This window comes from Paenibacillus nanensis (assembly GCF_003583765.1).
GTDB lineage: Bacteria > Bacillota > Bacilli > Paenibacillales > Paenibacillaceae > Pristimantibacillus > Pristimantibacillus nanensis.
The window spans coordinates 137,812-150,832 of record NZ_QXQA01000004.1 but is presented as its reverse complement, the minus strand read 5'-3'; the positions used below and the strand labels follow the sequence as shown (position 1 = coordinate 150,832).

At 53.4% G+C, this 13,021-nt stretch carries 12 protein-coding genes; 7 read left to right on the top strand and 5 right to left on the bottom strand.

The genetic code is table 11. The features are described from left to right. Nucleotides 1–72 precede the first annotated feature (72 nt). The 7 genes from D3P08_RS08860 to mtnB all read left to right on the top strand — a co-directional run bounded on the left by D3P08_RS08860 (nucleotide 73) and on the right by mtnB (nucleotide 7,466). Complete coding sequence (locus D3P08_RS08860; RefSeq protein ID WP_119599149.1) at nucleotides 73–1,275, top strand: pyridoxal phosphate-dependent aminotransferase; 1,203 nt, start codon at nucleotides 73–75, stop codon at nucleotides 1,273–1,275. Between the two features lie 339 nt (nucleotides 1,276–1,614). Further along, a complete protein-coding gene (gene proB, locus D3P08_RS08855) occupies nucleotides 1,615–2,721 on the top strand; it encodes a glutamate 5-kinase (protein ID WP_119599148.1) in 1,107 nt (368 codons plus the stop codon). Between the two features lie 33 nt (nucleotides 2,722–2,754). Further along, the gene (locus tag D3P08_RS08850) at nucleotides 2,755–4,005 is read left to right on the top strand and encodes a glutamate-5-semialdehyde dehydrogenase (protein ID WP_206098942.1); all 1,251 of its coding nucleotides are present in this window, start codon (nucleotides 2,755–2,757) and stop codon (nucleotides 4,003–4,005) included. A 38-nt stretch (nucleotides 4,006–4,043) separates the two neighbouring features. After that, complete coding sequence (gene proC / locus D3P08_RS08845; protein ID WP_206098941.1) at nucleotides 4,044–4,913, top strand: pyrroline-5-carboxylate reductase; 870 nt, start codon at nucleotides 4,044–4,046, stop codon at nucleotides 4,911–4,913. Next, nucleotides 4,910–6,133: a 2,3-diketo-5-methylthiopentyl-1-phosphate enolase gene (locus D3P08_RS08840; protein WP_119599147.1), complete on the top strand. Its 1,224-nt coding sequence runs from the start codon at nucleotides 4,910–4,912 to the stop codon at nucleotides 6,131–6,133. The genes proC and D3P08_RS08840 overlap by 4 nt, the downstream gene beginning before the upstream one ends. After that, entirely contained in the window at nucleotides 6,130–6,813 is a 684-nt protein-coding gene (locus D3P08_RS08835; protein WP_119599146.1) for a 2-hydroxy-3-keto-5-methylthiopentenyl-1-phosphate phosphatase, read from the top strand. Before D3P08_RS08840 ends, D3P08_RS08835 begins: the two co-directional genes overlap by 4 nt. Beyond that, entirely contained in the window at nucleotides 6,813–7,466 is a 654-nt protein-coding gene (gene mtnB / locus D3P08_RS08830) for a methylthioribulose 1-phosphate dehydratase (RefSeq protein ID WP_119599145.1), read from the top strand. Before D3P08_RS08835 ends, mtnB begins: the two co-directional genes overlap by 1 nt. A gap of 371 nt (nucleotides 7,467–7,837) precedes the next feature. Here mtnB and D3P08_RS08825 read toward each other — a convergent pair whose 3' ends face one another. The 5 genes from D3P08_RS08825 to D3P08_RS08805 all read right to left on the bottom strand — a co-directional run bounded on the left by D3P08_RS08825 (nucleotide 7,838) and on the right by D3P08_RS08805 (nucleotide 12,952). Further along, on the bottom strand, nucleotides 7,838–8,401 hold the full coding sequence (locus D3P08_RS08825) for a GNAT family N-acetyltransferase (protein ID WP_119599144.1): 564 nt from the start codon (nucleotides 8,399–8,401) through the stop codon (nucleotides 7,838–7,840). Nucleotides 8,402–8,640: 239 nt separating this feature from the next. After that, the gene (locus D3P08_RS08820; protein ID WP_240647385.1) at nucleotides 8,641–9,081 is read right to left on the bottom strand and encodes a DUF3888 domain-containing protein; all 441 of its coding nucleotides are present in this window, start codon (nucleotides 9,079–9,081) and stop codon (nucleotides 8,641–8,643) included. A gap of 1,034 nt (nucleotides 9,082–10,115) precedes the next feature. Continuing rightward, nucleotides 10,116–10,820 (bottom strand): DnaD domain-containing protein, encoded by a 705-nt coding sequence (locus tag D3P08_RS08815; protein ID WP_119599143.1) that lies wholly within the window; start codon nucleotides 10,818–10,820, stop codon nucleotides 10,116–10,118. Nucleotides 10,821–10,877: 57 nt separating this feature from the next. Further along, nucleotides 10,878–12,083: an acetate/propionate family kinase gene (locus tag D3P08_RS08810; protein WP_119599142.1), complete on the bottom strand. Its 1,206-nt coding sequence runs from the start codon at nucleotides 12,081–12,083 to the stop codon at nucleotides 10,878–10,880. Beyond that, nucleotides 12,083–12,952 (bottom strand): 3-hydroxyacyl-CoA dehydrogenase family protein, encoded by an 870-nt coding sequence (locus tag D3P08_RS08805; RefSeq protein WP_119599141.1) that lies wholly within the window; start codon nucleotides 12,950–12,952, stop codon nucleotides 12,083–12,085. Before D3P08_RS08805 ends, D3P08_RS08810 begins: the two co-directional genes overlap by 1 nt. Nucleotides 12,953–13,021 lie beyond the last annotated feature (69 nt).

Below are 13,021 nucleotides of genomic sequence, written 5' to 3'. Positions count from 1 at the left end.
ATTCATGCTACATTAATGCTAATGTCTAAAGGTACGCGTAAGACAAATAGCGATAGCAAGGTGTGATTCTACATGGAAGCAAGTACAAAGCAAAAACGTATCCAGCCTGCGGCGCGTCTGGAAGGGCTGCCGACGCAGTTTTTTGCGAAGCTGGTGGCCAAAGCGAACGCGCAGATCGCCAAAGGCAAGGATATCATTAATTTGGGCCAGGGCAATCCGGATCAGCCTACTCCTCCCCATATCGTATCGAAGCTGCAAGAGGCGGCCGCCAATCCGTTGTATCATAAATACCCGCCGTTCAGCGGATATGCTTTCTTGAAAGAAGCGGTTGCCAAGCGGTACAAGGAGGATTACGGCGTCGAGCTGGATCCGCAGACGGAAGTCGCCATCTTGTTCGGCGGCAAAACCGGTCTGGTGGAAATCAGCCAATGCCTGCTCAATCCGGGCGACATTTGCCTCGTTCCAGATCCCGGGTATCCGGACTATTGGTCAGGCGTGGCGCTGGCAGGAGCGGAAATGTCCTTTATGCCGCTGCTTGAGCGCAACGGCTATTTGCCGGACTTAAGCGCAATTGACCCGGAGATCGCCAAGAAAGCCCGGCTGATGTTCATGAATTATCCGAACAATCCGACGGGCGCCGTCGCGGATGCCGCGTTTTACGCGGACGTCGTGAAATTCGCGGAGGCGAATGATATCGTGATCGCTAGCGACTTCGCATACGGCGCGATTGGCTTCGACGGCGTCAAGCCGGTCAGCTTCCTGCAGACGCCTGGCGCGAAGGAAGTCGGCGTCGAGTTCTACACGCTGTCCAAAACGTATAACATGGCCGGCTGGCGCGTCGGCTTCGCGCTTGGCAACGCGGATGTCGTCTCGATGATCAATTTGATCCAAGATCACTATTACTGCAGCCTGTTCGGCGGCATTCAGGAAGCGGCGGCGCTTGCGCTCACCGGTCCGCAGGACTGCGTCGCCGAGTTGGCCGCCCGTTACGAGAAGCGCCGCGAAGCGCTCTACGGGGCATTGGATCGAATCGGCTGGAAGGCGGAACGTCCCGGCGGCTCCTTCTTCTGCTGGCTGCCGGTTCCTGAAGGGTATACCTCCGAATCGTTCGCCGATAAGGTGCTGCTTGAAGCCGACGTCGTCGTAGCGCCGGGCGTCGGTTTCGGCGAGCATGGCGAAGGCTATGTGCGCCTCGGACTGCTGTCCGATGAAGCCCGCCTGGTCGAGGCGATCGAGCGGATCGGCAAGCTGAATTTGTTCGCGAACAGCCGTTAGAGTAGTGTGCTGCCTTTCTTTACAGCGTTCCCGGATCATGTTATCCTTATTTTAGTTGATATTTGAAACGTGATGACGGGACCAGTAAGCGGATCAGGCCTTGCCCAGAGAGTAAATTCCACCGGCTGCGAGAATTTACCGTAGGCTTCCCGCTGAACCTACCTCCGAACGGCCGGCGAAAACCGGACAGCGCCTCCTGTTACGAGGCTTAAGACGGATGATCTCTGCTGCTTGCAGCAGGATTGTCAACGAAGGTGGTACCGCGGAAGCAAAGACTTTCGTCCTTTAGAGGATGAAGGTCTTTTTTGTTGTCACGAAGTCGGATAGGATGGGATTAACATGACAGAACGTATCGTAGTCAAAATCGGCAGCAGCTCGCTAACCTCCGAGGAAGGCGGTCTGAGCCGGGACAGCATTCATTTTTTTGCGTCGGAGCTTGCCTCCAGACATCGGCTTGGCGACTCCGTTATGCTTGTAACCTCCGGCGCGGTAGCCGCAGGCTTTCGCCGAATCGGCTATGCATCGAGACCGAAGGCCGTTCACGAGAAGCAAGCCGCGGCGGCCGTCGGTCAGGCGCTGCTGATGCAGGCTTACCAGGAGGCATTCTCCGAATACGGCATCGTCGCAGCGCAAATTTTGCTGACTCGGGCCGACTTCTCCAATCGGCGCCGCATCCAAAATGCGCTGATGACGATTGAGGAGCTTCTGAAGCAGCGGATTATTCCAATCATCAACGAGAACGACACCGTCGCGACGGATGAGCTCGTGCTTAAATTCGGCGACAACGACAATTTATCGGCCCTTGTCGCGGCGATGACGAAAGCGTCCAAGCTCGTTATAATCACGGATATGGACGGTCTCTATACGGAAGATCCCCGTAAAAATCCGCAGGCGGTAAAAATCGAGCGCGTCGAGCAAATATCGGAGGATATTTTGAAGCTGGCGGGCGGCGCCGGATCATCCGTCGGCACAGGCGGCATGCGTTCCAAAATCGAAGCCGCCCGCGTCGCGATGCGCGGCGGCGTCGGCGCCTTCATCGGCAAAGTGCAATCGGAAGGCGATTTGACTAGAGCCGTTGAAGGCAGCGGCAAAGGCACCTATTTTGATACGAAGCTCCACAGCCTGTCCATGAAAAAGCAGTGGCTTGGCTTTCACGCCGCGCCCCAGGGCAAGATCATGGTCGACGACGGCGCCGTCACGGCGCTATTAATCGGAGGCAAGAGCCTTCTCCCCGCTGGCGTGACAAGCTGCGAAGGCGACTTCCACCCCGGCGACGTGGTTGAAGTGCTGAACCGGCAGAACGAGGTGCTTGGACGCGGCGTCGTCAATTACGCCGCGTGGCAGCTGCAGGCGGCCGCCGGGCTCGGAACGGATGAAGTGGCGCGAAGAATCGAGGTCCCCCGCATCGAAGTCATTCACCGCGATGAATGGGTAACGCTCAAATAGCAGGAAATTTCATGAACCGGGAGGCGAACTGGAATGATAAGCGAAGTAAGACAAAAGGCGGCGCTCGCGCAGGAAGCGGCGTCCGCGATGAACCGTATGACAACCGAGCAAAAAAATGAGGCGCTGAAGGCGATGGCCGCTGCGCTGATTACTCGTCAAGCTGAAATTATTGCCGCTAACGCCGAGGATTTGACGCGCGGCCGCGAGAACGGCACAAGCACGTCCCTGCTCGACCGGCTTGCGCTGAATGAAGAGCGAATCGAAGGCATTGCCGAAGGGTTGCGGCAAATCGTGGAGCTGCCGGATCCAGTCGGCGAGCTTCTGGAAGCTTTCGAGCGTCCGAACGGGATGAAGATCGAAAAAATACGGGTGCCGCTCGGCGTCATCGGCATGATCTATGAAGCGCGTCCGAACGTTACAGTTGACGCGGCGGGCCTCTGCCTCAAAACCGGCAACTGCGTCGTTCTGCGCGGCGGCTCGGCGGCTCTCTCCTCCAACCGGAAAATCGTCGAGGTGCTTCGAGAAGCGCTCTCCGAAAAAGGGCTGCCGATCGAAGCGCTGCAGCTGATCGAAGACAGCGACCGCGCATCCGTGAACGAGATGCTGAAGCTGAACGGTCTGCTGGACGTCGTCATTCCGCGCGGCGGCGCGGCGTTGATCCGCAATGTCGTTGAAAACGCGACCGTGCCCGTTATCGAGACAGGCGCAGGGATCTGCCATGTGTTTGTAGACGAAAGCGCCGATCTGAAAATGGCCGCATCGATTGCGTATAACGCGAAAGTGCAGCGCCCTTCCGTCTGCAATTCGATAGAGACGCTGCTCGTTCATCGGACTGTGGCCGAGCGGTCGCTCGCCGAGCTCGTCGCGCCTATGCGGCAAGCGAATGTCGAGCTGCGCGGCTGCGCGGAAACGCAAGCGCTGCTTGACGGCATTAAGCCTGCGTCGGATGAGGATTACAGCACCGAATATAATGACTATATTTTAAATATTAAAGTGGTTGGCGGCATTGACGAAGCGCTGGCGCATATTCGCAGATTCGGCACGAAGCATTCCGAATGCATCGTGACGGAATCCGGCGCGAACGCCGAACGCTTCTTGCAGGATGTTGACGCGGCGGCCGTGTACCATAACGTATCGACGCGCTTTACGGACGGCTTCGAATTCGGGTTTGGCGCAGAGATCGGCATCAGCACGCAGAAGCTTCACGCGCGCGGACCTATGGGTCTCCCTGCCTTGACGTCGACCAAATACCGGATTTACGGCAGCGGGCAAATTAGAGGCTAATCGATATGCTCGCGCAGCACCTATGAGGAGGAAGAGAAATGTCAATGCTGACAGAAACCGGCATCGCGTCGATGCAAATTTGCTTCTACGGGGCCGGCTCGATGGCCGAGGCGATCGCTCGCGGATTAATCCATGAAAAGCTGATCGCGCCGGGCAAAATATCCATGCTAAACCGCAGCAATGCGGACCGCTTACATGAATTGCATGAGCGCTACGGCGTCCAGACGGTATTGCAAGGGTCAAGCAACGAACGTTATCTTCGCGAAGCGGATATTATTTTCCTCGCGATGAAGCCAAAGGACGCGGCGGAGGCGGTCTCTGCGATCGCCCCCCTGCTCTCCCCGAACCAGCTGATCGTTTCCGTGATCGCAGGATTGTCGATTGCTTCCTTGCAGCAGCTGATCGGCCCCGTTCAGCCGATTGTGCGGACGATGCCGAATACGTCAAGCACGATCGGACTGGGCGCGACGGGCATTAGTTATTCCGAGCAAGTAACGCCTCAGCAGCGTTTGGTGACGGAAGCGATGTTCCAATCGATCGGCATTAATGCGGTAGTCGACGAATCGCTTCAAAATGCGGTCGTTGGCGTATCGGGCAGCGGACCTGCCTATGTCTACTTCTTCATGGAGGCCATGCTAAAGGCGGCCGGCGATTTGGGGCTTGCGCCCGACATAGCGAAGGATCTGGTTGTTCAAACCGTGCTCGGCGCCGCGCAAATGGTGAAAGAAACGGGCGAATCCCCCGAGGAGCTGCGCCGCAAGGTCACATCGCCGAACGGGACGACGCAAGCCGCTATCGAATCGATGACGCAAGCCGGCTTGCAGGAAGCTATCATTAAAGGCATGCTCCGTTCTTCCGAACGCGCAGCGGAAATCGGAGCGGCGATTGAAAGGAGCATCAACGAATGAGTCAAGTTTGTATCGCGACATACCGGTCTTATGATGATAAGGCCGATTTTCATAAAAAAGCGCTCTCCATCGCGGTCGGTTTAACGGTCGGAAGCTGGACGGAGCTGCCTGAGGCGCAAAAGGCCGAAATGGAGAAGCATCTCGGAAAAGTGCTGTCCGTTGATGTGCATGAAGGCGGCCCGGGCGAACGTTACGCCGATATTCGCATCGCTTATCCCGACATCAACTTCAGCAGGGATATCCCTGCACTGCTCGTTACCGTATTCGGCAAGCTGTCCATGGACGGCCGGATTAAGCTGCTCGACCTTGACGTGTCGGAATCGTTTGCCGCCGCTCACCCCGGGCCGAAATTCGGCTTGCAAGGAGTGCGCGAATTAGTCGGCGTGCATGACCGCCCGCTGCTGATGAGTATTTTCAAGTCGGTCGTTGGTCATGATTTGCCTAATTTGCGCGAGCAGTTTTATAAGCAAGCGCTTGGCGGCGTCGATTTAATTAAGGATGACGAAATTTTATTCGAGAACCCGCTGACGCCTCTGGAGAAACGGGTGGAGACCTGTATGGAGGCCGCCCGCAAAGCGCAGGAGGAGACGGGGCAGAAGCTGCTGTATGCCGTCAATTTGACGGGTCCTACCTCTCAGCTTGCGGCAAATGCCCGTAAGGCGATTGCTGCCGGCGCAAACGCGATCTTATTTAACGTGCTCGCGTATGGCTATGACGCGCTGCATGAGCTGAGCAGCGATCCGGACATTCATGTGCCGATTGCGGCGCATCCGGCGCTTGCAGGCGCGTTCTATCCATCGCCGCATTACGGCATTGGCGCTTCCCTGCTGCTTGGCAAGCTGATGAGATTAGCCGGCGCAGATCTCGTGCTGTTCCCTTCCCCATACGGCTCCGTTGTCATGCCGAAGGAAGAAAATCTCGCCGTCAAAGACGCGCTGCTTCAGCCGCTTCACGGTCTGCGGACCAGCTTCCCGGTTCCGTCTGCGGGCATCCATCCTGGCCTGGTTCCGCTCATTTTGAAAGACTTCGGAACAGACGTCGTCGTCAATGCAGGCGGCGGCATCCACGGGCATCCGATGGGCACTGCTGCAGGCGGACATGCGTTCCGCCAAGCGATCGGCGCCGCTCTTAACGGAACGCCTCTGAAGGAAGCCGCGGAAGCACCGGGCAACGAGGCGCTGCAAGCCGCAATTCAAGCATGGGGAGTAAAAGAAGCATGACGAAATCAACGGCAACCAAGAAAAAACGCATCGTGTTTTGCGATTTCGACGGAACGATAACGGTGAATGACAATATTATCGCGATCATCAAACATTTTAACCCGGATGGCTGGGAGGAAATCGCGGAGCGGACGATCGCGACGGAGCTTTCGATTCAGGAGGGCGTTGGCGCCATGTTCCGCCTTCTGCCTTCCAGTCTCAAAGACGAAGTGATTTCCTATGGGATTTCGAATGTGCGCATACGGGAAGGCTTCGCCGAATTCCTGGCCTACTGCAAGGCGAATGATATTGCGTTTTATGTCACAAGCGGCGGCATCGACTTCTTCGTCTATCCTGTGCTGGAGAAATTCGATATTCCCCGCGATCATATTTTTTGCAACGGCAGCGACTTTTCGGGAGATCGGATCGAAATTTTATGGCCGCATCCTTGCGACGAGCATTGCGATAACCATTGCGGCATGTGCAAAACAACAATTATGCGGAGGTTTCCCGCGGAGCAATACGAGCGCATCATTATCGGCGACAGCGTAACGGACTTTGAAGGCGCCAAACTGGCCGATGTCGTCTATTCGCGTTCGCATTTGACGACAAAATGCCAAGAGCTCGGTCTGGCGCATACCGAGTTTACTACATTCCATGACATTATCGCGGCGATGACTGAAGAAAGGCAGGCTGACTAATGACTTTTGACCAAATCCGCACCGAGGAAAAGCAGCGCGCGCTTAGCGAGCTGCGGGACGTGAAGGAGCTGTTCGCGTCGAGAGGCTGGTTCCCCGGCACAAGCGGCAATCTGTCCGTACGCGTCGGCGATTACACGCCTGAATCGTTCCAATTCGCCATTACGGCGAGCGGCAAAGACAAAACGGTACATACGCCGGAGGACTACCTGTTCGTTGATCAAAACGGCAAAGCCTGCGAAGCGACGTCGCTGAAGCCGTCCGCCGAAACCTTGATCCATTGCGAAATTTACCGGCTTACCGGCGCAGGCGCTATTTTCCATGTTCATACCGTGTTCAATAACGTCATCTCTGAGTACTTCTGGGACCGCAAGTCCGTTCCCGTAGACGGCGTGGAGCTCATCAAAGGGTTCAATCTTTGGGAGGAAGAGAAGCACATCGACATCCCGATCGTGTCGAACTTCGCCCATATCCCATCGATCGTCCCGGAGATTACGGAGCGAATCGTAAGCGAAATTCCGGGCATTCTTCTTCGCAAGCACGGCATTTACGCGTGGGGCGCCAACGCGTTCGAAGCGAAGCGGCATCTGGAAGCATTCGAGTTTATTTTCGAATATGTGTACCGTCTGGAGCTGCTGAAGCGCGGCGGAGTATAAAGCTTGTAGTGCTGCAACGGTGTTTTGACCGCTGCAGCTCCCAGTTCCAGCTGGTTAGCTCCTGCAGAACAAAATAGTATTAGACTGGATGACTTTATTCCACGAGCCAATCCAATTGCCATACCGTTTGACTCCTTAAAATAAGTTTTAGACTGAGCCTAAAAAATGAAACAGCGACAGCCAAGGACGAGTAATGAAAGTCCTAGACTGTCGCTATTTTATTGAGCTAACGTTTCTCCGTTAAAAATTCCTGTAAAACGAATAATTTGGAGTTTGAACAAAAACGAGCGCCTCCAGTAATAGGAGGTTACGCACGAGGTCATTGCCTCAAAAAGCCCATCAGGAGGTCGCTCTACTATGAAGTTTAGAAATTATTTAACTAGAGCGTATATATGGGTGTCCCTTATCTGACTCTTATCTGCTGATAAATCATTACATCTTAATGTGCCTTCTAACTGAAAGCCTAAGCGTTCTGGAATCGCCTTACTCTTATCATTTAAAGTATCACAACGAATTTCTACTCTTCTAGCCTTCAACTCTGTAAAAGCGAAATTGGTTATTCCTTGAACTGCTTCAGTCATATACCCATTTCCGCTCATTCGTGTATCAATCCAGTATCCGATTTCAAATTTGCGTATCTCCCAATCTGGCTTATATAATCCAGCTAAACCAATGAATTGTTCAGTTTCTTTATCAAATATCAGAAATCTAAGATATTCTCTCTTCATAAACTTTACATGTTCTTCTCGTAAAATTACTTCGATTGACTGCTCAGAATGTTCGTTCTGTGCAAAAAGCGAAAGCCACTCCTTGAGCTCATTGATCGATGAGTTTATACTCTCATACACTACCTTGCCATCACCGGGTAAAGGTGTTCTAATCAATAACCTTTCCGTTGTAAATTGGTTTGGAAAATCTATCAGTATTGGATTCAATCTAAAGTCCCCTCTAAATTAATAATTAGGTTAATTATCCGATAATGCGTTGATTTCATATAAACTTTTATTTTGCAAACCTCGTGAAATCACCATACCAAAGTTTTACGGTGAAATGGCTGAAATATCCTCCCTGTTACTTTAACGAATAAAGACAACCGATCGATAGGCCGGTTGCCGTATGTCCTGTTAAGCTAAAGTTTCTCATTTAACTGAAACCTTAACTTAACTGTTGAAATCTAGCGTTCTTTTACAATGTGCTGCCAATTCAGAGGAAGGTCATACGTCTTCAAGTGGGTGTAATTAATTAATTTAACCTCAGGTCCCGATGAAACCTCAAACGTTAACCTGTCTTCTCCGACATAAATATGTGGCCCTACAACGGGTGTCACATCAAGCGTTATTGATAAGATGAATCCACGAAACCCATTTACCCTCCTTGACTCCACCACATCAACGTAATAAGGATAAACCAACGGCGGTTCCAGTAAGAGACGTTGATAATAATCTCGAACAGCTTCGTTGATATAAGGATTTAGAAAATGCATAAGCATGTCCTGAAATCTCAGCTCTTGTGAGTCTTCAAGAGGAGAGCGACGGCTATAGGTGGCAAATGACTGCATAGGAGATAGGAGCTGGAATGCCACAGTTAGAAGAACAGCTAAAAGAAATCTATTCAATACGCATTTCCTCTTCCATCACATCGTGTAAACCCTCGTGTTTTGGATATTCTACCCATGTAGTTTTTGCGCTATCCTCCCCTTAAGTTTAATGGGGCGTTTGCCAGTCTAATACTTTACTTTTAGTCCAACACTTTATTTTCTTTAAACATTTACCGTTACAGCTCACCTCCCGTGCTGGGTAGCTCCTGCAACGGCGCTTTTTGCCGCTACAGCTCACCTCCCATGCTGGGTAGCTCCTGAACACGGCGCTTTTTGCCGTTATAGCTTACCTCCCATGCTGGATAGCAACTGCAACGGCGCTTTTTACCGTTACAGCTCACCTCCCATGCTGAGTAGCTCCTGCAACGGCGCTTTTTACCGCTACAGCTTACCTCCCATGCTGAGTAGCTCCTGCAACGGCGCTTTTTACCGCTACAGCTCAGCACTCGTGCTGGGTAGCTCCTGTAACGGCGCTTTTTGCCGTTACAGCTCACCTCCCATGCTGAGTAGCTCCTGCAACGGCGCTTTTTGCCGTTACAACTCACCATTCAAGCTGGGTAGCTCCTGTAACGGCGCTTTTTGCTGCTACAGCTCACCTCCCATGCTGGGTAGCTCCTGAACACGGCGCTTTTTGCCGTTATAGCTCACCTCCCATGCTGAGTAGCTCCTGCAACGGCGCTTTTTACCGTTACAGCTCACCTCCCATGCTGAGTAGCTCCTGCAACGGCGCTTTTTACCGCTACAGCTCAGCACTCGTGCTGGGTAGCTCCTGTAACGGCGCTTTTTGCCGTTACAGCTCACCATCCATGCTGGGTAGCTCCTGCAACGGCGCTTTTTACTGTTACAGCTCAGCACTCGTGCTGGGTAGCTCCTGCAACGGCGCTTTTTACCGTTACAGCTCACCACTTCTGCTGGTTAGCCCAAGCAACGGCATTTATGAGCGTACACGGAGTGCTTCAGCGTCCATCACATGCCGAACCGAAAGAGACCCGGCCGCATCATGCGACCGGATCTCTTTCCAATTATCAAATTGTCGCCATTCCGCCTCCGCGCTATGCCCTGCCGCCGCCGTAAAACTTGCCGGCTTGGGCTCGCGCCTCCTCGACGGTCGTGACGCGGTTGCGGCTCCACTCGACCAGAATGCGGTCGATATACCGCAGGCTGAGCTTGCCTGCAAATACCGCTTCCTTCAGCGCGAACAAAATAATTTCTTCCGAGTAGCGGTCTTGGTCCAGCCATCCGCTTATAATCTCACACTCATAGGGGGACAGCAGACGGCCGAGCTCTTGCTCGAATACGGAGAACAAATCCGTCGCTGACGCTTCCGAAGTTTTTCTGATTTCGGTCGAAGCAGGCTGCGGACTCCGCTCGCTCTTCTTCGTCTGGCGCTTCTCGGAGGCGCGCCATTCGGCCGCCTTCATGAGCCAGCCGCTCCAATTGTAACGCTCCGCCTGAAGTCCCGTCGCATCGTCCACGTAATCGTCGATCGACAAGAAGCCTTCCTTCATCAGACGTCCCAGCATCATCCCGACGGCTCTTGCTTGAATGCCCATCCGGTCTGCCAGCTCCTCCGGCGTCGGAAAGTCATTCCGTTCCGTCTGGGCGTATAACATAATTTGCAGCAGGAGCATCGCTTCGGAATCGGTCATCCCCAGACGACTGTAGCTTTGGAGCAGCAGACTTGGGATATGGACTCCCCCCTCGCCGAGCGCCGCCGCAATCCCATGCGTATAGGCCTTCCATATTTCGTCGTTCACGCCCAGTCCTCCCCTGACAAGATGTTATCGTGACGAACAGCGTGTACGCGTTCCGTTTTATTGGGCCTCTTTCACGATGGAGTACGTGTCGCGCGCGATCAACAGCTCCTCGTTCGTGGGCACAACCATAACCTTTACGCGGGAGCTCGGCGTCGAGATTACTCTCGCCTCTTTACTGCGCTGAGCGTTCAGCTCGAGATCCAGCTCAATGCCCAGGAACGTAATCCCTTGGCAAACCGTCTCGCGCAGCGCGACCGAATTTTCCCCTACGCCGGCCGTAAAGATTAATACATCGATTCCGTTCATCGCGGCCGCATACGCGCCAATATATTTTTTTAACCGGTACGTGTACATATCAAAAGCAAGCTTGGCGTTCTCATCGCCGTCATTCATCGCTTCCGTTACTTCGCGCATATCGCTGCTAATACCGGAAATCGCGAGCATCCCGCTGTGCTTGTTCAGCATCGAGTTGACTTCATTCAAGCTCAGCTCTTCCTTGTTCATGACGAACGGAACGATCGCAGGGTCAATATCGCCGCTGCGCGTTCCCATCATAAGCCCTTCAAGCGGCGTCATGCCCATGCTTGTGTCAAGCGTCTTGCCGTCCTGAATAGCCGCGCAGCTTGCTCCGTTGCCGATATGGCACGTCACCATCTTCAGCGTGTCGAGCGGCTTGCCGAGCACCTTGGCGGCCATATCGCTGACATAAGCGTGGGATGTGCCGTGGAAGCCGTAACGGCGAATTTTATGACGTCTGTAGAGCACCTTCGGGATCGGGTACAAATAAGACGTCTTCGGCATCGTCTGATGAAACGCCGTATCGAATACGACCACTTGAGGCACGCCCGGCATATTCGCTTCTACCGCCGTAATCCCCATCATGTGCGCAGGGTTATGGAGCGGGGCCAGGTCGAACAAACGGCGAATTTCGTTTTTCACTTCTTGCGTAACGAGGACGGAGCCTTTGAACACTTCTCCCCCGTGCACAATCCGGTGGCCGACCGCATCAATTTCTTTCATCGATTCAAGCGCGCCGTGATCCGGATGCGTGAGCATGTCGATCACTCGTTTGACAGCCGTGACATGGTCCAAAATTTCGCTGACATCGCGAACCTCGGGTTTGTCGGCCGGCTCATGCGTAACGATTGAAGAATCCATGCCGATCCGCTCCACGCGGCCGCTTGCCAGCACAGATTCGTCCCTCATATCATAAAGCTGGTATTTCAGCGAAGAGCTGCCTGCGTTAATAACAAGTACTTTCATTAAATCCGATCCCCATCCTTATCGTATTGGAAGAAGCCTACGCCTGTTTTGACGCCCAGTTGACCGGCGCGAACCATCTTCTTCAAGACGATGGACGGACGGTATTTCAGCTCGCCATATTCACGGAACATCCGTTCAAGCGCAGCCAGCACTGAATCAAGACCGAACCGGTCCGCCATCTCGAACGGGCCATGCTGGAAGGAATAGCCCTTACGCATCGCGCTGTCGATATCTTCCGCAGAGGCTACCCCCTCCTCAAGCACGTGCAGCGCTTCGTTAATGAATAGGCAGATAAGGCGTGTCGTAACGAAGCCTGGGGATTCGAACACCATGATCCCGCTCTTGTGAATGACTTCATCGACAAAATGCTTCATCCGGTTAAACGTGTCGTCCGACGTCTTCAAGCCGCGAACGATTTCCACCAAATCGATTTTACTTACAGGATATATAAAATGCAGACCGATAACGCGATCCGGCACACTGGTTACGCTCGCCAGCTCCGTTAAGCTGAGCGTAGATGTATTGCTGGCCAGTATCGTACTTTCGCCGCAAATCGCATCAAGCCGCTTGAACACTTCTTTTTTTGCATCCAAATCCTCCGAGATCGTCTCAATGATGAGCTCGCAAGCCGCAAGCTCCTCATAGCTCGTCGCGGAATGGATTCTGGAGAGGATAAGCTTCTTCTCGGCGCCGGTCAACGCCCACTTCTCAATCTGCTTATCCAAGCTTACTTCAATCATTTGTAATCCGTAAGACAACCGTTCATCCGAACGCTCGATGACGACAACATCCAATCCTTTCGCGGCCAGCATCTCCGCAATACCTTGTCCCATCGTGCCTACGCCGATTACGCCAACTTTCTTAATCATTAATGCAATTGCTCCCTCTATGTAGATTCATACTTATTATAACGATTTTCTTAAAAAATAGAAGGCGAA

Coding starts and splice junctions, on each gene's coding strand:
- D3P08_RS08850 (WP_206098942.1), top strand. CDS start 2,755: ATGATAAGCGAAGTAAGACAAAAGGCGGCGCTCGCGCAGGAAGCGGCG.
- D3P08_RS08835 (WP_119599146.1), top strand. CDS start 6,130: ATGACGAAATCAACGGCAACCAAGAAAAAACGCATCGTGTTTTGCGAT.
- D3P08_RS08840 (WP_119599147.1), top strand. CDS start 4,910: ATGAGTCAAGTTTGTATCGCGACATACCGGTCTTATGATGATAAGGCC.
- proC (WP_206098941.1), top strand. CDS start 4,044: ATGTCAATGCTGACAGAAACCGGCATCGCGTCGATGCAAATTTGCTTC.
- D3P08_RS08805 (WP_119599141.1), bottom strand. CDS start 12,952: ATGATTAAGAAAGTTGGCGTAATCGGCGTAGGCACGATGGGACAAGGT.
- D3P08_RS08810 (WP_119599142.1), bottom strand. CDS start 12,083: ATGAAAGTACTTGTTATTAACGCAGGCAGCTCTTCGCTGAAATACCAG.
- D3P08_RS08860 (WP_119599149.1), top strand. CDS start 73: ATGGAAGCAAGTACAAAGCAAAAACGTATCCAGCCTGCGGCGCGTCTG.
- mtnB (WP_119599145.1), top strand. CDS start 6,813: ATGACTTTTGACCAAATCCGCACCGAGGAAAAGCAGCGCGCGCTTAGC.
- proB (WP_119599148.1), top strand. CDS start 1,615: ATGACAGAACGTATCGTAGTCAAAATCGGCAGCAGCTCGCTAACCTCC.